The sequence below is a fragment of the Maribellus sp. CM-23 genome (assembly GCF_021354595.1).
Taxonomy (GTDB): domain Bacteria; phylum Bacteroidota; class Bacteroidia; order Bacteroidales; family Prolixibacteraceae; genus Draconibacterium.
Genome location: NZ_JADWYJ010000003.1, coordinates 275,507 through 294,831, shown reverse-complemented (window position 1 = coordinate 294,831; position 19,325 = coordinate 275,507). Strand labels below are relative to the sequence as shown.

Here is a 19,325-nt window from a genome sequence, read left to right as displayed (position 1 = left end):
TCTGCCTTAAGCAAACAGCTACTTTCCCAATTAATTTACCACTTAATTTCTACCAGAAATAGGCATAGAAAATAAGTATGATGCAAATAATAACAACCGAATTTATTACGTCCCAATGATTATACGAACTTCTTGTTTCGGCCCTTTGCGCTGCTGTTGCCGATCCCATAGTAAGCCCAACAATGGAATGAGGATCCTTGGGTTTGGTAAAATAACTGATAATAACCATTGAAATAATTACCAGGAAGAACAGGTAAATCTCGTAATGCAGCCAGTTGTGCGACAATATCATTTTATAAATAAACGATGTTTCTTCAATCGATCCGGAGAAGATATTTAGCCCCAGTCGAAGCATTCCGAGCGTAAACCCGATGATCAATCCCCACAAGCCGGCTGCCGGTGTTGTCTTTTTGGATAGTATTCCCAGCAGGAAAACTGCCGCAATCCCCGGTGCCAGTAACGACTGAACATCCTGCAGGTATTCATACAGCACTTTCCCGATTCCCTTCATCACCGGAATCCAAAGAATTCCAAGCATTACAATAACAACGGTAGCAATTCGTCCCACCAGCACATAGTGTTTTTCCGATGCTTCGGGTTTGTATTTCTTATAAAAATCGATTGTAAACAACATAGCCGATGAATTAAACAAAGAAGCCAGCGAACTCATTAGAGCGGCCAAAATTCCCCCGATAACAATCCCTTTAAATCCAATGGGCAGCAATTCGGTTACGAGCGTAGAAAATGCTGCATCGTTCGACGACAGGGTAATCATACCTTTTTGATTTAAAGCATAGGCAATCATTCCCGGTATCAGGAAAATAAAAACAGGCGTAAGTTTCAGATAGGCACCAAAAATGGCTCCGCGTCGGGCCTGTTTCATGTCGCGGCCTGACAACACGCGTTGCACAATAAACTGATCGGTACACCAATACCAGAAGCCAATAATTGCGGATCCAAGTATAACTCCCGTCCACGGAAAATCCGGATCGTTGTGCGAGCGCATCAGGCTGGTCATTTCATCGCCGTGAACGGTTACATTGGCTCGGGTAATTTCCATCAATTCATTCCACCCTCCTACTTTGATAAGCCCCAGAACCAGAATGGCAATGGAACCGATCAATAAAATCGGAGTTTGAAGCACCGATGTATAAAGCACGGCTTTCATTCCACCAAATGTGGTATACAGCCCGGTTAGCAACACAAGCCCGATAGCACTAATCCAAAAAAAGTCAATATTATAGCCAAAGAAAGTAACATAGTCAATATTAAAAACATCTTTAAAAACCACCCCTCCAGCGTAAACTGTTACGGCAACTTTAGTGAGTACATAACTTACAATGGAAATAATAGAAAGAAAAGATCTTGCTTGCGGATTATAACGTCGTTCCAGGAACTCGGGCATGGTAAACACTTTGCTTCGGGCATAAAACGGGACAAACAACCATCCCAGCATTAAGATCATCCAACCATGCATTTCCCAGTGGGCCATTGCCATGCCACTTTCGGCACCTGCACCGGCCAAACCTACGAGGTGTTCAGAACCAATGTTTGACGCAAAAATTGAAGCGCCAATGGCAATCCATGTAGCATCTCTACCGGCCAGGAAATAGTCGGAAGTATCTTTTTCTTTTTGCAGAAGAACCCATACAATAATACCGATTAGCCCTAGAAAAAAAAGGCCCAGAATAATCCAGTCGAGAGTGCTCATACTTTCACGTTTATGGTTTGAATTTAGTTTTATTAAGCGTAAAAATAACTTTTATTTATTAAAACAAAACATCGTTTTTATAAATAATCATCATCCTAAAACAGTAATTTTCACCCTGATAAAAACCGAGCAAACGCCTAGCTGCAAAAATAAAAAAAGCCATTCTGTCGTAAGACAAAATGGCTCATCGGATAATTCCGAATTGATCGAACTAATCTTTTACAAGATCAGTTTTATATTTTCTTAGATAACTAAGTCGTCAGCTCTACGGTGAACTTTACTACCGATTAGTGCGTAATACAGCAAGTAAGCCAAACCAATAAAGATTACCCAGTAACTTGGGATATAACCTGCAATGTCGGCTACTTTACCCTGGATAGCAGGAAGGATTCCTCCACCACAAACCAATACCATAAAAATACCCGAAGCAGCAGCTGTATATCTACCCAAACCTTCAACAGCCAGGTTAAAGATACTTCCCCACATAATAGAAGTAGAAAGACCTACCAAAACAATGAACATTGCGTTGATCGGAACTTCAGCCAATCCGAAAGACAGTGCACCTGAAGCCGACCTTTGGAAAAGAGGCAATGAAACTTCAATTGAAGTGGGCGCCAATATAGCACCAAGGATGAAAATCAAGCCTACGAAAGAAGTAACACCCAACATGATTTTACTTGACACTTTGCTACCAACAGAAGCACCAACCAAACGGCCGGCCAACATTAGCAACCAGTAAGTACCAGCCACAAATCCAGCAGTTGTTTTACCTACGGGGCTATCAGAAAGCCACAGGTTTAAAACACCTGGAGTACCAACCTCAACACCTACGTATACAAAAATGGCAACGGCACCTAAAACAAAATGGCGGAATTTCAATGCACCGCTCATTAAATCACCCAGTTTTTCAGTTGCTTGTTCAGCATGAGGTTCTGGAATACGTACGGCCATCAATACAAAGAAGATAACTGCAAAAACTCCCATTGCGCTGTACATAAGCGGGAATACGTCAGTAATCTGAGCTTTGGTAGCTTCGCCAATCAGGATACCTACAAAAGTAGGAGTGAAAGTAGCCATTACTGAGTTGAATGATCCACCCACCTGAATAAGCTGGTTTCCTTTGTTACCGCCACCGCCTAATGTATTCAACATTGGGTTTACAACAATATTCAACAGACACATTGAAAAACCTGCTACAAAAGCACCCAAAAGATATACAGTAAAAGCAGAAGACTGGCTGGCATACCCTGAAAGGTATTGAATGCCGATACCAATAAAACCTACGGCAATAGCGATTAGAGCAGTTTTCTTATAGCCAACACGTTGCAACAGAATACCACCGGGAATCCCCATTACAGCATAGGCAATAAAGTTTGCCATGTTTCCTAACAATCCCTGAAAGTTGGTCGCACCAAATTGGTCTTTCAATACAATACCCATTGGCGCTGCCAAATTCGTTACGAATGCGATCATACCGAAAAGCAGGATCATCATAAAAATCGGCAATGCAAAATTTTGCTTTTTAGTCTCCATAATAAATGAAATTGATTTAAGTAGTTATAGATTCTTATTATATACTTGAATTTTAACTTGAAAATATCCGGGAGAATAAACCAACGCAGCATAATAACAAAACGCCTTCACTGTTTGCAGGAAACACATTGGGTAAGGTTGGTCTTGTAAATCGAAAGTCATGTAAAATATGCTTTAGTCAATTTAGGTCGAAAAACAACCTCGATAATCCTCAAAAGGAACCGAAATCGTCTTTCGCCCCCAAAGTTAAAATAACATTCGAATCATCGTACTTTTCAACTGTTTTTTTTCACGTCGTTGTAGCACTGCTATTGACTTTTAACCACCCTCTGCATTTTCGAATGTGGTGAAATCCTCTTCTTAGCTACACCAGTAATTCTCCTTTTGTTTTCAATAAAACATTTTAAAGGTCAAGTTTTACCGATCCTTTTGAACGAATAAACAGCTTGTGGCAAGCGCCTTCTCCGTAAACATGTTCCAACGTTTTTACATATTCGTCCAGTTTGTCTTGCGGAACAAATGCCTGGATAGTACCTCCAAAACCACCTCCGTGAACACGCCACGCACCCGATCCTTTAAGTATCATTTCGCTTAATGCCAGTGCCAAAGAAACTACCTGCTCATCTTTATGTACCACGTCAAAAATATTCTGGTTGTACATGTAGGAACTATAACCCGATTCAACCACCATTTTCAGGAACGACTGAAAATCATTGTTTTCTAGTGCCGCAACCTGATCCACCACGCGTTGGTTATCTCCCTGAAAGTGGTAAGCACGCAAAAGAGCACGGTCACCCGTTTTCTTGCGGATCTCAGGCATTTTTTCGACAATCTGTTCCAGCGTAACTTCTCTCAACACTTTGGCTCCCAGCTCTGCTGCCACCGATTTCATCTCGGTTGGAAGCGAAGCATATTCTGCCTGCGAAGCCGGATCGTCATGGCCGCCGCCCACATCGGTAATTACCAATGCAAACCCGGTAGAAACAAAATCAAAATCAACTTCCTTTACTATCGGGTTGGCCGGATCTTCAAAATCGATGGTGATTAAACCACCTACCGAACACGCCGTTTGGTCCATCAAACCACAAGGTTTTCCGAAGTAATTATTTTCTGACCACTGGCCGATGATTGCATTCTCCACTGCCGACATTTTCCCGTCGTTAAACAGCTCGTTGATAATGGCACCAATTAAAACTTCGAACGAAGCCGATGAACTTAGCCCGGAACCTTTGGGAACACGGCCTTCAATACAAGCGTCGAAACCACCGATTGCGTAGCCGTTCTTTTTCATTTTGGCACAAATACCTTTTACCAGTGCGCCTGAAGTATAGAATTTTGATTCGTCGATGCTTAAATCAGAAAGATCTACCTGGAATTCGGGATAACCTGCCGATTTGATACGGATGGTATCACTTCCGTTTACCGCAGCCACTGCAATGTTATCAAGGTTTACCGCGCCGGCCAAAACCCGTCCGTAATTGTGGTCGGTATGGTTACCTCCAATTTCGGTACGACCGGGCGAACTAAACAAAGTCAGATCTTCCGTTCCGTATGTTTTAACAAATTCATTCATCAAGGCCGCATATCTGTCGGCCTGTTCTTTCAATACCTTGGAATCGATTCCGTACAGTTCCTGAAATACAGGATTATTTCCCCCGTTGATCTTTTCCAATAACGTGCTAATGTTTGCCATAATTTTTTTGTTAATTATCCTTATTGATTTTCTTTTTCTCTCTATTCAATTTCCTCTCATTCAACTTACAAACTATGCCTGACTATCAGTTTCGCCGGATTACGAACCTGTCCTGTTCTTTTTGTCAGTACCATCTGTGCCAGGGTCTTCCCCATTTCATTAAAATCAGTAGAGATCGTAGTAATTCCTCCTGCCACCACTTCTTTCAGCGTAGTATCGTTGAACGAAACAATCCCAAACCGTTTTCCCAGTTTATATTTATATTTCTTGGCCATTTTTACCATTTCCACCACGTCGCGGTCCGAAATCAAAAAATAGGCTTCGTACATAGATGGGTTTACACCTGTCAACGATTTAATTACTTCGTGTTCAATGTTCCGCTCGGTGCAGTATTTCACAAAGCCGGCAACGCGCTCCGCCGGTTCTTTTCCTCCCGGATTTACAAAGATCAGCTTCCGGTACTTTTTCAGTAAAGCGCTACCCTCCACCATGGAATCGTACAAATCCTGTTCAAAATCCTGGTAAACCACAGGGTAATTTTTCAAGTCCTTTTTTAAACGGTCAAGAATGTAAACCTTGTCAGCCGGAAGCTTTGAAATAAGATGACTTATATTGTCGAAAGTAGCCGGCATAATAATGTAGGAAGTATAATTTCCGATACATTCTGCGATCAGGTTTTTAAAAACCTTGTAATTAAAATGATGGAAATATACTTCTACGGTGGCCCGTCCTTTCAGCGTATTAAACAAGGAATTATAAAGGTCTTCCTTAAACGCATTTAATTCATCAAAAAGAACAAATACCTTTTCCTCAATCTGTACCTCAGTGGTGGCCACATAATACCCCTTTCCCGGCTGACTACGTATAATCCCTTTGGCCTTTAACTCGTTGAAAGCGACCAAAACCGTATCGCGGCTCAGGTTAAAATCGGCGCATATTTCATTGATGGAGGGAACTTTATCTCCCTTTTTGATTAAACGCTTCTCAATGGCCTGGTATATAGAATCAATAATCTGCCGGTATTTCGGCCGTGACGAACGGGAATCGATTCGAATAATACGTTTGCTAGCCATTGGTTATAATTATGAAATGCAAAAATAGAAGTTTTTCTGTATAAAAACATGCTTTAAAACACTACCAGTACCTACCAGTTAAAAAGCTTTTTTTGCAAATTTGTCAATTAACATTTCTATCAATACAAAACGAATATATTTATTCCGGTTAAAACCTTATAAATGATGAAGATTACAACAACTAAATTTGGGAACCTGAACAATGGAACCGAAGTGCTTCTTTTTACACTTGAGAATAATTCAATTACCATTAAAATAACCAACTATGGTGGCATAATTACCTCCATAGACATGCCCAACAGAAATGGCAGTATAGAAAATATTGTTTGCGGATTCGACGATCTTGAAACATATTTAAGTGATGAATATCTGAGCAGCTACCCTTATTTTGGAGCCATTATTGGAAGATGTGGTAACCGAATTGCAAACGGGCATCTCGAAATTGAAGGGACAACCTATGAACTGGCTGTCAACAATGGCCCTAACCATTTACACGGAGGAGCTGTTGGCTTTGACCGCCGGCTTTTTGACGCCGAAGTAATTGATGAAAAATCGCAGGTAGGCGTAAAGCTCACCTATTTAAGCCCCGATGGTGAAGAAAATTATCCGGGCAATCTGAAAGTGACCTGCATTTACACCCTAAACGAACAAAACGAACTGGGTATTCAGTATTATGCTGAAACCGATAAAACCACTGTGGTAAACTTAACCAACCATACTTATTTTAATCTTACGGGCTTCAGGGAAAACATATTGAACCACGAATTGGAGCTCACTGCTACAGCTATGACTGAAATGATTGAGCAGATTCCGACAGGAAAGATTGTACCGGTAATTGGAACTGCCTATGATTTCAACACTCCCAAGAAGCTAAACGCAGCCGGCCTTGAAATGGGCTATGATGATAATTTTGTATTTGACGATCAGGATGGAGAACTAAATTATATTGGCTGCTTAAGCGAAAACAACAGTTTTAGAAAAGTGGAAATTTACACCACACAGCCCGGTATGCAGCTTTACACAGGCTACTGGAATCCGGAATTAACCATCAACGGGAAAAAGAAATTCGGTAGTTTCTCAGGAGTTGCCCTGGAGACCCAACACTATCCGGATTCGGTTCATCATTCCAGGTTTCCTACGGTGTTACTCAAGCCCGGAGAACTTTACGACGAAAAGACAGTTTATAAATTTATCACTGAATAGGAAATGCCCGAAAGGGCATTTTTCTTTTATACCCTTTTATGGAAAGACATTTTTTCTATTTTTGACTTCCGTGAACTAAAAACTGTCCAACGTTATGAAGACCATCATTGAACTTTTTGAGACTGCTGTCGCTAATTATCCCGACAATATTTACCTATGGGAAAAGAAAAACGGTAAATACGAAGGAACCACTTACAAAGAAACCCATGATAAAGTTTTGGACCTGGCTGCCGGGCTGATTCAAATGGGTTTTCAAAAAGGCGACCGCGCTGCCTTGCTTGCCGATGGCCGTAACGACTGGATCATCAGTGAACTTGGAATGTTGTATGCAGGTGGAATTAATGTTCCGCTTTCCGTTCGTTTGCAGGAAAATGAACTTACTTTCCGATTAAAACACAGTGGAAGCAAGTATATTTTTGTTTCAAAGCAACACCAAATCAAAGTAGAAGATATTCGTAACGAGCTTCCTGATCTTCAAAAAATTGTTTACCTGGATGGAAAAGAAAATCCGGGAGAACAGGAAATTGATTACAGCGAGATAATGAGTGCCGGGGCAAAATTCAGAAAAGAAAACCCGCAACAGGTAGAAGCCACCTGGAAAGGCATTCAGCCCGACGACGTGGCAAATATCTCCTATACCTCGGGAACTACTGCCGACCCTAAAGGCATCATGCTTTCTCACCTGAATTATGCGGCAAATGTAGTGCAATCGAACTCACTGCTCGACCTGAAACAAGACTGGATTACATTGGCTATTTTGCCATGGGACCATGCTTTTGCGCATACCACCTGTTTGTATGTATTTATGTACAAAGGAGCCAGTATTGCCTCGGTGGAAGTAGGTAACACACCGCTTGAAACACTGAAAAACATTCCAAAAAATATTCAGGAAATAAAACCGACGCTAATGATGAGCGTTCCGGCATATTCCAAAACTTTCAGAAAAAACATTGAAGCTGGCATTCGTAAAAAAGGAGAAGGACTGTTTAAACTGTACAACTTTGCGCTAAAAGTTGCCTACGCCCATAACGGATACGGCAACAACCGCGGCAAAGGCTTCCGCTTCTTTTTAAAACCGCTTTACTGGATTTTCGATCAGATTCTGTTCTCAAAAATTAAAGACGGGTTTGGCGGAAACATGAAATTCTTTATCGGTGGAGGCGCCCTTCTCGATGTGGAACTGCAGAGGTACTTCTATGCCATAGGAATGCCTATTTGCCAGGGATACGGCCTTACTGAAGCTGCCCCTGTTATTTCATCGAACATTCCGAAGGATGTAAAATTCGGGTCGTCAGGGAAGCTGGTTAAAAACCTGGAGCTAAAAATTGTGGATGACGAAGGCGTTGAACTTCCCATTGGACAAAAAGGCGAAATTTGCGTGAAAGGCGACAACGTTATGCTTGGCTATTGGAACAATCCTACCGCCACCGCCGAGACCTTAAAAAATGGCTGGTTGCATACCGGAGACATGGGCTACATGGGAAAAGATAACTTCCTATATGTTCTTGGCCGGTTTAAAAGTCTTCTGATCAGTAACGATGGCGAAAAATACAGCCCCGAGGGCATTGAAGAGGCTATTGTTGACCAGTCGCCCTACATTCAGCAGGTTATGCTTTACAACAACCAAAATCCTTACACTGTTGGAATGGTTGTACCCGACATTGAAGCCATCAACCGTGAGTTAAAAAACCGCAACATCGAAAAAGGAACTCCGGAGGGGCATAAAGAAGCGATTCAAATTATTCAAAGTGAACTAAATGAATACAAAAAAGGCGGCAAGTACGAAGGCATGTTCCCCGAGCGTTGGTTGCCGGCCACCGTTGCTGTTCTTCCGTATTCATTCACTGCCGATAACAAAATGCTGAATGCCACTATGAAAATGGTACGCGGACAAGTGGTTGAACAATTCGCCAAAGAATTGGATTTCCTTTATACTCCGGCGTCGAAAAACATTGAAAACGAAATGAATATTGCCGCTGTTGAGCAGTGGTACAACTAATACTTTTTGAATTCAGGTTTTGTTCTTAATAAATGACCTTGCAGCAAAGCTGACGAGTTGGTTGATTATTTGATTGTAACTTATGAAATCACAGTCACACTGATTTTACCTGCTCCGAGACAAATTAAGAACACAAATATTTCTTATCTTTGTAGCCCTTCTACGGGGCTGACTGGTTTTGACAGCGGGTAGAGGTGGCAGGTAAGCATGCAGGGTTTTGGTTGTTGACCCTTTAAAATAATGATCAAACCATAATTGGCGAAAATAATTACGCTCTTGCTGCGTAACCGAATTTAGTAGGTTACCTTTATCCCGAAACAAGGTTTTGGGACGAGACATCGCCCGGGTGCTATTGCTTTGAAGCGGCCCGATTCGGCGGTGCAAGTAAATCGAAGCTAGTGGAAATGATGCTCTGACGTTTCTGCGAAAATTAAAGAGCTAAGGTAAACCTTGGTGGTCCTGATCCGGTGTTTATTCGAAAATCAAGTCGGGGATAAGCATGTAGAAAGCTTGTGGCTTCCTCGTTTGGACGCGGGTTCGACTCCCGCCAGCTCCACAAAAAAAGTCTGTTAGCCAGTTTTACTTTACCAGCTAACAGACTTTTTCAAAAGATATCAGTCAATTCTCTTAAAAGCGCACCTCGATAGGAGAAGACAAAGTTTTTGCCTCTTCTTTCAGATAGCTTTTAAAACCGTCTTCGGTTTTCCATTGGTCTTTTTCCAGTCCCCATACTGCGGAAAAATAATGACGGGCCGGTTTATTGGCTTCCACTTTTTGCCCGATGTAATAGGTTTCCGAAATAATATTGCTAAATCCTTTTTCGACTACTGTCTGGTATCCTAGTTTAAAGAAATTAATATCGGTAGTACGGCCAATTTTCCCCACTTCAGCATTGGGAACCAGCACCGCCATCCCCAGCTCATCGTTGTTCAGCGATTGAACATCGTGTGTACCAATGCATTCAAAATCACTGGCTTCGAAAGCAAAGGGTTCGCGTTTTAACATGCTGGTTACAATTCCGGTTACAATCTGTGCACCTTCCGGCAGTCCTTTTACCGTAACATCCGACTGAAACCAGTATTTTCCGGGATAGATGCTTATCCGCTCGGTTGCCTCCAGGTTATCTCCATCAACATGCCAGCCTTTGTAAATGAGGTCGAAAACCGAGCGTACCGGGCCTTCCGAAACTTTCTGATATTCGTAAACATCGGTTGATCCGACGCGGTACAAAGAATCGTTTTTCAGCAACGCAATTCCGCCCGATCCCAACGAACTTCCACAATGCAACACATCCATCCCCCATTCGTTCAACGAATGATAGTCCTTGATTTCAGGAGTATGAATTTTATCGATGATCATTCCGGGCTTCAGTTTTCCAAACAAGTCTTTTACGTTGCGGCAATCAAAATAAACCCTGAATGCGATTTTATCATTCTCCCAACTCACGCTTTCTCCCTGTGCAATAATTTTAAAAGGCTCGGTAGCCGGAATGGCAGCGTAATGGTCGACTTCCTTATACGACCCGTCTTCCTGATGAATTCCCAATCGTAAGTTGGTACGTTTTTCAAAAGCGGGATACTCATTTTCCGGAATCATTTCGAGCACGACGCTTTTCTCCTCATTGGCTTTAAGATTGAGTAACACCGCTATTTCGTCCCATTTTCCATCACGGTTCATATCGTCTACCTGCGAAGGAAGGGTTTCCTCCCCCACTCTGAATATGGGCAAAAATCCTTCTTTGATTTCGACTCTCGCTGCCACTTGTTCACGTGTTAAAACCACCACTTCATCCGAACGATCTTCCGGAACAGGGTTTACAAAAGAAATACTGTGCTCCTGTTTACACGACAGAAGCGTAACAACTGCAAGCAGCAACCAACCAACCTTTGTGTTCATACTATTTTATTTAATTAAGAATAAGTTTCAAAGTTAATAATCTCGTTTTGTAAACACGAGTCTAAATATCAAATTAATGATACGATGAAATGCTCTTATCATTTGATTCGTTATAAATAATCAATCATTAAAAGAATAAACTTATTTTCAATATATTTACGAAGCTATAATAACTTAACCATAAAAATAACTTTTAACCAAACATGAAAACCATAACCTACCTTGGCGCAGTAATCGTCATTTTTCTTTGCTTTCAATTATCTCTTTCGGCGCAAAACACATATGTGCCTGATGACAATTTTGAACAAGCATTAATTGACTTGGGCTACGACTCAGGGGCGCTCAACGATTCAGTGGCGACTAACCATATAAGTTTGGTGACAGAACTAAACCTGTCTGGAAAGGATATCTCTTCGCTCGAAGGAATAACCGCCTTCGAAAACCTTCAAAGTTTGAATATCAGCAACAATCGGTTATCAAGCATTGATTTAAGCTTTAATGCCGGCCTAGTTGAATTAATTTGCTACAATAACGTCCTTACGGAGTTAAATCTAGGAGCAAATAAACAGTTAGAAAAACTTAATTGCTCTAACAACCAACTCGAAATACTTAATTTAAGTTCAATATCAGCATTAAAATACATTAACTGCAGTACTAATAATTTAAACACTTTAAATATTCGGAATGGGAACAATCCGATAATGGCAGGAGCCGACTACCGTGTAACCGGAATTGATACGCGAAACAATACCACACTCTATTGTATTGAAGTTGATAATCCAGAATTGTCAGCATCTTACACCACTTGGACTAAAGATAAATGGACCTCATACGAAACAAATTGTTCTGATTATAAAGTTGATATGACTTACGTCCCGGACGATAATTTCGAGCAGCACCTGATTGACTTAGGTTACGATAGCGGATTACTTAACGATTCAATTCCTACCTCACCCATCAAAAGCATTGAATACCTGAATATTAGCCACAAACAAATCACAGATCTCACCGGAATTGAAAGTTTTGAATCACTTACCAGCTTATATTGTTCAAGAAATGAAATAACCCACCTGGATTTATCCGAAAATAAAAAACTTACATCACTCGACTGTTCCTTTAATAAAATTACAAGCCTCGATATAAGCAAAAATTCGTTGCTAACTACGCTATACTCTAACAGCAATCAACTCGTCGACATAGATATCTCCCAAAATCCTTTCCTGAGAAATATAAACTGTAGCGATAATCTGCTGACAGGGCTGAATCTTCGAAACGGAAACAATAATAATCTGCAACTTGACGCCCGGTATAACCCCAATTTGCTCTGCATTCAGGTAGATGATGTTATCGCTGCCAACAACAAGTCTTATTGGTACAAAAATGCATATACCGCTTATTCCGAAGATTGTTCAAGCTACACAATTGAAATGACTTATGTTCCAGATGATAATTTTGAGCAAGCTCTTATAAATATGGGTTGTGATACAGGAGAACGGAATGATTCCGTTCCAACGATTGCGATAAGTAAATTAAAGTCTCTTTCTATTGATTACAAAAACATTACTGACTTAACCGGTATTGAAGATTTCACTGCACTGGAACAATTGCATTGTTACAATAACCAGATCAGCACAATTGACCTAACATCAAACTCAAACCTGAAAACATTACAGATTCAGAACAACCTTCTAATTGATCTCAACCTAAGCAAAAATCCCTATCTGACGAACATTTATGCAAACAACAACCAACTCACCAGCCTTAACCTGCAAAATGGGAATAATAGTAATATGAGTATAGAGGTGCGCAACAATCCTGACTTATTATGCATCCAGGTTGATGATTCTGTAGCAGCTTATAGATATTCCAATTGGCACAAAAATGCTTATGCCGCCTTTTCTGAGGATTGCTCAGGTTATGTGCCTGAGATGACTTATATCCCCGATGATAATTTTGAGCAGGCCTTAATAAATTTAGGTCTCGATTTTGATAAAAACTTAAACGACTCTGTCCCCACAGTAGCACTCCATTCATTAACCTCGCTGTACCTTAGCAGTAAATCAATTTATGACTTAACAGGTATTCAGTCCATTATAAATCTTAAATATCTTTATTGCAGCTATAATTATCTGGATTCTTTGGACCTATCTCGCAACACCGAGTTGATGGAATTGAATTGTGACTATAATAATCTCAATAAACTAGACATAAGCGCGAATAATAAATTAACGAAACTAGCCTGTAACAATAATTCACTGACTAGTATTGTATTTTCAATACATGATTTACTGGAATACATTAATTGTTCTAATAATGAAATAAAAGAAATCTTAGATATAGAATCGGCTCTATTAACTTATTTTTATTGTGATAATAATAAGCTCACAAAATTAGATTTATACAAATTACCGGCATTAACTCTCTTAACCTGTAGAGATAATAATCTAAATGAGCTGGATGTATCTTCAAATTCGCAACTTAGATCTTTAGTTGCTGAACGCAACCTATTAACATTCATTAATCTTCAAAACGGGAATAACGAAAACTTGCAAATAAATCTCTATCAAAATATGCCCGCATGCATTCAGGTTGATGACACAATTGTAGCCAAAAACAAACTTGAAAATGTGTGGGGAATAGACGATTGGTCATATTATTCTGAAAATTGTTCTGCCCATCGTGTTGATATGGTTTATATTCCGGATGATAACTTTGAACGAGACCTCATTGAGCAAAGATATGATGATGGGATACTGAACGATTCAGTACCCAAAGCAATAGTAGAAAATATAGACCACTTAAACATTGATAATTCTAACATCACTGATTTAGCTGGAATTGAGACCTTCATCAATCTAAAGACTATTAACTGCAATAATAACAATATAACCAAGCTTGATTTATCTAAGAATATTCATTTACAAGGGATTTATTGTGCTAACAATAAAATTGACACACTAAATATCAGTTCCTGTTATGGTTTGAAAGAGCTTACTATATCATATAATTTAATAAGCGAAATAGACGTCAATTCTTTCCCTGAATTATATCGATTTTGGTGTAACAATAATAACATCGTTAGTTTAAATCTCAGTAATAACCCAAAGCTCGATTATTTTATTGCCATAGACAACAATTTATCATCGTTAAACCTAACAAATAGGAGTAACCAAAATTTACAGTTTAATGTTACCAATAATCCCAATCTATTCTGTATTGAAGTTGATGATGCTTATTCGGCAATACAAAATGCCCGTTGGTATAAAGACGAAACAGCATACTATTCGGAAAACTGTTCAAACAAATCTGTTATGACTTACATCCCAGATGATAATTTTGAACAGGTATTAATTGATCTCGGATATGATTCCGGAGAATTAAATGATTCTGTTCCAACCTCAAAAATTTATTCGATTACCTATTTAAACTTATCAAATAAAGAAATCAGAAGCCTTGAGGGAATTCAAGATTTTGAGCAATTAAGAGACTTAAACTGTTCTAACAATTTGATTGAAGAGTTAGACCTAAGCAAAAATAAAAAGCTGACATATTTAAGATGTCAAAGAAATAATCTTTACCGTTTAAATTACAAAAATGGAAATAATTCCAACTCAATCTTTGTAGCAACCACCAATCCATATTTATATTGTATTGAAGTTGATAATGCAGAAGCTTCCTCTAGTTACTCAAACTGGCAGAAGGATGAATGGGCTGATTATTCGGAGGATTGCTCAGATCTTTTCGATAAAAAAACCTATATCCCTGATGATAATTTTGAACAAGCTTTAATTGATTTAGGCTACGATTATGGAGAACTGGATGATTCTGTCTCTACCTCTATTATTGCAAAATTAATAGGTCTTAGTATTCATAACAAAAATATTTCAAATCTCGAGGGAATTGAAGATTTCATTGCACTGGAAGAGCTTTACTGCCAATCCAATAATATTAAAGAACTAAATCTAACAAACAATTCTAAATTGCTTTATGTCGATTGTTCTCGAAATCAATTAGCATCTCTCAATGTTACCAATAATAAAAGTCTAATGCGACTAACATGCAATGAAAATGCTCTTACGGAATTAGATTTGACACAAAATTTGGAATTGGAGCATTTAATCTGTTACTACAACAATATTGTAACATTAAATTTGGAGAGCAACAGCAAGCTTCTCATGTTACAGTGTTTCAACAACAATTTGTCTGAATTAAACATAAAGAATGGGAACAATCTGGAGATGTCGAACTATAGCAATTCGTCTATGATGGCTTATGAAAATCCAAATTTAAAATGTATTCAAGTTGATGATGCAATTACGGCTAATAGTTTTAAAAGTTGGTATAAAGGTGAAGGGACAATCTATTCGGAAAACTGCCAGGCAATTTTATCTAAAATGACGTATGTTCCGGACGATAATTTTGAACAAGCTTTAATTGATTTGGGCTATGATTTTGGAGAGTTGGATGATTCGGTAGCCACTACAAACATTATTACAATTACGAGCCTTGATATCAGTGGGAAACAAATTGCAGATCTTGAAGGGATACAAGATTTTAGCTCGTTAGAGGAGTTATTCTGCTATAGTAACCTGCTAACAAACTTGGACATTAATTCAAACACATCATTAAAACTCCTAAGTTGTTATTCCAATATGTTAGAATACTTAAATGTTGATACGAACATTAATCTTGTTACACTATCTTGCTATGATAATCAGATCGACAGTATTGATGTTTCAAAGAATCTTCAATTAAAAACATTAGCTATTGAAAACAATAGTATATCAAGCCTAGATGTAAAAAATAATACAGAACTAACCTATCTTACATGCTCCAACAATGCCCTTTCTTCATTGGACGTATCAAACAATAAAAAACTGGAAATACTAAGATGTGGACACAATAACATTTCTTTTCTGAACCTGAACTCAAATGGCCAATTAATCAGCTTAGATTGTATTAGTTGTAAAATTCCCAATCTGGACTTGAGTAATAATAGATCATTGCAATTCTTAAATTGTTCGGGAAATCTTCTTTCAATGCTGAATTTAAGTATGAATAGTTCATTAGGTGATTTATTGTGTTCCAATAATCAATTGCAAAGTTTAACAATCGGTGAAAATACTTCTATCTATAGAATAGTCTGCTTTAACAATAAAATTGAAGAAATTGATGTTAGTGAATGCTCTAACTTAAGATCTTTCGATTGCCATGAAAATGACCTTTTGAAATTAAATGTGAGAAATGGCAACAACAAAAATATGACTAGCAATGAGGAGTCAGGAGACAGAATGTGGGCATACGGGAATCCAAATCTGTCATGTATTGAAGTTGACGATCCTGTTGCATCTGAAAGTTATTCTAATTGGCAAAAAGATTCATGGGCAAGTTACTCCAAGAACTGCGGATTCCAAGAAGCTGGTATTCCATTTTCCGAATATAGGACTTTAGTCGATCTCTATCACTCTACCAATGGCCCAACATGGAACAACAGCAATAATTGGCTGGACACAACCAATGCTTCAGTGATAGACTGGCATGGTATAACTGTTGAAAATGGGCATGTAACAAAGATCATCCTCAACGAAAATAATTTACAAAACAGTGCCTTTACCAAGAAAGTACATTTACCTGATTTGCGCGTTATAGAAATGAACGACAACAGGCTTACAGGCTTTAATTTTAATGCTATCGATTCATTATCTCTACTCGACACTCTTGCACTAACCAATAACCACCTTGTTTTTGACGACCTGCTTCCTGCCTTTTCAAATGTCAACTACCAAAACTTTGCCGACGACTTCTATTACCAGCAACAGCAAAAAGTCGATTTCCCTCAAGATCATATCGTAGTAGTTGGAGCGCAATTAGAGTTAAGTTTGACTGACTCGGTGATTTCAGATAACGATCGTTTTCAATGGTTTAAAGAAGGCATACCACTTGAGGGGAAGGTAAACCAAGTCCTTCGGCTTGAATCAGTAACATCAGCGGACTCTGGGGCATATCATGTCGAAATAACCAACCCAGGTGTTCCTGACCTGGTTTTAAAAAGCCACTTCAAAATAGTCAACCTTTACCATGGAGTTGCTGCAGGGAAAGGAGTGCCTGATAAAGAATACCAGGCACTGGTTGATTTCTACCATTCAACCAATGGCTCCAGTTGGACCAATAATACCAACTGGTTAGATACTGTTAAACACACCGTTGCCGACTGGTTTGGAATTACCGTCACAAATGGGCATGTTTCCAAAATTTATTTTGGTCCCTATGAAAACTACAATTTAAATGGAAGTATCCCAAACAGCATAAAGAACTTGACACAGTTAGAATCGTTCGAAATCCTAACCGACAAACTGCATGGAGAACTGCCGACTGGGCTGTTTGAATTAACCAATTTAAAAACACTGTATTTAAGTGAATGTGATATTTCAGGAACTATCCCCAAAGAAATTGGAAATTTAACAAAACTGGAAGTACTGGGACTTGAAGCCAATCAACTCGAGGGAACTATTCCTGTGGAGATTGGAAACCTGACCAGGTTGAATTTTTTGAACCTTTTAGAGAATAACGTCAATGGAACAATTCCCGCTACAATTGGCAAGCTAACCAACCTTCAGTATCTAGGACTTTCTCAAAACAATTTAAGCGGAACAGTTCCGGCAAGTATAGGAAATCTTCTTAACCTGAAATGGTTATTACTTAATGACAATCGAATTACAGGACCTCTCCCAATAGAATTAGCCAATTTAGATAACGTTATAAAAATATACATTGACAATAATCTTATAGGTTCGATCGAAACCACCCAAAAGTCAGGGAATACTAAAGATGCCTTGATAAGCGATAACCGTCAAATACCGGATGAATTGTCTTCCTGGTTGTTAATCGACACTCTCCACCTAGAAAACAATCAACTGCAATTCAATGACATCGAGGCCATTTTAAACTGGGATAATTTTTCAGGAATAAATGAATTTACATATGCTCCGCAAAATGATATTGGGGAGATAAAGACTCTTTCAGCTAACGAAGGGAGCTTTGTCAAATTATCTATCGACAATTATTACCCCGGTCCATCGGATCAATACCAGTGGTTTAAAAACGGGCAAATGCTAACGCAGGCAAATGCTCAATTTCTGGAGATTGAAAATGTCAGTTATGAAGACGCAGGCATATATTACTGCAAAGTATCAAACTCCAAAGCAACCGACCTGGTTTTATCCAGCAAAGAAATAACGCTGGCGGTAACCGCAAAAGAACCAACTGCTGTTCTCGCCACAGAAGACCTTGAACGACTTACTGAAATATTTAATACCTATAATGGAGAAGAATGGCGTAACAACTGGCTCGACACAGTAAACTACACCATTAATGAATGGCTCGGGCTGCAAATAGAAAACGGACACGTTAGCAAAATCGACCTCTCCAACCTCAACCTCGAAGGTGAAGTTCTGGATGTATTCCTGGCTTTTGATTCGCTCAAATGGCTCAACCTGTCGAACAATAATCTTTACGGTCCGTTTCCTTCGTTTTCGGGGAATAACGCTAGTAATACAAAATCAGTAGAAGATAACAATCACCGGTTAAGCTATCTGAATATTTCCAACAACAGATTTCTGTTCTCAGATTTAGAGCAGGTTGCCAGCGAGTTGATGAGTATTGATACTTTCATATATTCTCCACAACAAATCTTCGGTTTTCCGATTGACTCAACCATTAATACTCACGACAGTATCTCGATACATTTTGAAACATACACAGCAGGAGAAAACGATGTCCGGCATTGGTACAAGAGCAATACATTGTTAACTGATTCTGGTTCCGAATACCGTATTGACAATGCCAGCCTTTCAGACAGCGGCACCTATCAAATGCAAGTAACCAACAGTATTTTCCCTGATCTAAGATTGGAATCGGCGTTATACAACCTTTCAGTCTCACCGCCCGTTGGAATCGATGATATTGAGTTACGCGATATCCAGGTTTATCCCAATCCGGCAAGCGATAAGATTTTTATTGAAACCCAGAGAAAAACCGTTGACCTTTCGATCATTAATGCAAGCGGAACAAAGGTATTTCAGAAAAATGCGATTCAATCAGACTGGATAAACGTAGATGCTTATCCCAAAGGATTATACTTGTTCCAGATAAAATTCAAGGGCCAGATTCTTTACAAGAAGATCTTGCTTGAGTAAACCAGCTTCGTTACTGTTATCT

The 19,325-nt window shown here is 39.2% G+C and carries 8 protein-coding genes and 1 other RNA gene; 4 read left to right on the top strand and 5 right to left on the bottom strand.

Annotated features, from left to right (window positions below; translation table 11 throughout):
- Nucleotides 1-49 precede the first annotated feature (49 nt).
- The 4 genes from INQ51_RS12165 to INQ51_RS12150 all read right to left on the bottom strand — a co-directional run bounded on the left by INQ51_RS12165 (nucleotide 50) and on the right by INQ51_RS12150 (nucleotide 6,010).
- Nucleotides 50-1,711, bottom strand: coding sequence for a sodium:solute symporter (locus tag INQ51_RS12165; RefSeq protein ID WP_233378240.1), 1,662 nt, complete (start codon nucleotides 1,709-1,711; stop codon nucleotides 50-52).
- A gap of 243 nt (nucleotides 1,712-1,954) precedes the next feature.
- Nucleotides 1,955-3,244, bottom strand: a complete 1,290-nt coding sequence (locus INQ51_RS12160; RefSeq protein ID WP_233378239.1) for an MFS transporter — start codon at nucleotides 3,242-3,244, stop codon at nucleotides 1,955-1,957.
- Nucleotides 3,245-3,647: 403 nt separating this feature from the next.
- On the bottom strand, nucleotides 3,648-4,937 hold the full coding sequence (locus INQ51_RS12155; RefSeq protein ID WP_233378238.1) for a galactokinase: 1,290 nt from the start codon (nucleotides 4,935-4,937) through the stop codon (nucleotides 3,648-3,650).
- A 65-nt stretch (nucleotides 4,938-5,002) separates the two neighbouring features.
- A complete protein-coding gene (locus INQ51_RS12150) occupies nucleotides 5,003-6,010 on the bottom strand; it encodes a GntR family transcriptional regulator (RefSeq protein WP_233378237.1) in 1,008 nt (335 codons plus the stop codon).
- 162 nt (nucleotides 6,011-6,172) lie between these two features.
- On the opposite strand from INQ51_RS12150, the gene INQ51_RS12145 reads away from it, so the two are divergent.
- The 3 genes from INQ51_RS12145 (at nucleotide 6,173) to ssrA (ending at nucleotide 9,771) form a co-directional block, all read left to right on the top strand.
- Entirely contained in the window at nucleotides 6,173-7,213 is a 1,041-nt protein-coding gene (locus INQ51_RS12145) for an aldose epimerase family protein (protein WP_233378236.1), read from the top strand.
- 94 nt (nucleotides 7,214-7,307) lie between these two features.
- Nucleotides 7,308-9,212 (top strand): AMP-dependent synthetase/ligase, encoded by a 1,905-nt coding sequence (locus INQ51_RS12140; RefSeq protein ID WP_233378235.1) that lies wholly within the window; start codon nucleotides 7,308-7,310, stop codon nucleotides 9,210-9,212.
- 164 nt (nucleotides 9,213-9,376) lie between these two features.
- Nucleotides 9,377-9,771, top strand: a transfer-messenger RNA (tmRNA) gene (gene ssrA / locus INQ51_RS12135).
- 68 nt (nucleotides 9,772-9,839) lie between these two features.
- On the opposite strand, the gene INQ51_RS12130 is transcribed toward ssrA, so the two are convergent.
- Nucleotides 9,840-11,108, bottom strand: coding sequence for a DUF4861 domain-containing protein (locus INQ51_RS12130; RefSeq protein WP_233378234.1), 1,269 nt, complete (start codon nucleotides 11,106-11,108; stop codon nucleotides 9,840-9,842).
- 203 nt (nucleotides 11,109-11,311) lie between these two features.
- Here INQ51_RS12130 and INQ51_RS12125 point away from each other — a divergent pair, with 203 nt between their 5' ends.
- Nucleotides 11,312-19,303: an immunoglobulin domain-containing protein gene (locus INQ51_RS12125; protein WP_233378233.1), complete on the top strand. Its 7,992-nt coding sequence runs from the start codon at nucleotides 11,312-11,314 to the stop codon at nucleotides 19,301-19,303.
- The last annotated feature ends 22 nt before the right edge of the window (nucleotides 19,304-19,325 follow it).

Excerpts from the sequence above, each read along its gene's own strand:
- INQ51_RS12155 (WP_233378238.1), bottom strand. The coding sequence starts at position 4,937 with ATGGCAAACATTAGCACGTTATTGGAAAAGATCAACGGGGGAAATAAT.
- INQ51_RS12125 (WP_233378233.1), top strand. The coding sequence starts at position 11,312 with ATGAAAACCATAACCTACCTTGGCGCAGTAATCGTCATTTTTCTTTGC.
- INQ51_RS12165 (WP_233378240.1), bottom strand. The coding sequence starts at position 1,711 with ATGAGCACTCTCGACTGGATTATTCTGGGCCTTTTTTTTCTAGGGCTA.
- INQ51_RS12130 (WP_233378234.1), bottom strand. The coding sequence starts at position 11,108 with ATGAACACAAAGGTTGGTTGGTTGCTGCTTGCAGTTGTTACGCTTCTG.
- INQ51_RS12160 (WP_233378239.1), bottom strand. The coding sequence starts at position 3,244 with ATGGAGACTAAAAAGCAAAATTTTGCATTGCCGATTTTTATGATGATC.
- INQ51_RS12150 (WP_233378237.1), bottom strand. The coding sequence starts at position 6,010 with ATGGCTAGCAAACGTATTATTCGAATCGATTCCCGTTCGTCACGGCCG.
- INQ51_RS12145 (WP_233378236.1), top strand. The coding sequence starts at position 6,173 with ATGATGAAGATTACAACAACTAAATTTGGGAACCTGAACAATGGAACC.
- INQ51_RS12140 (WP_233378235.1), top strand. The coding sequence starts at position 7,308 with ATGAAGACCATCATTGAACTTTTTGAGACTGCTGTCGCTAATTATCCC.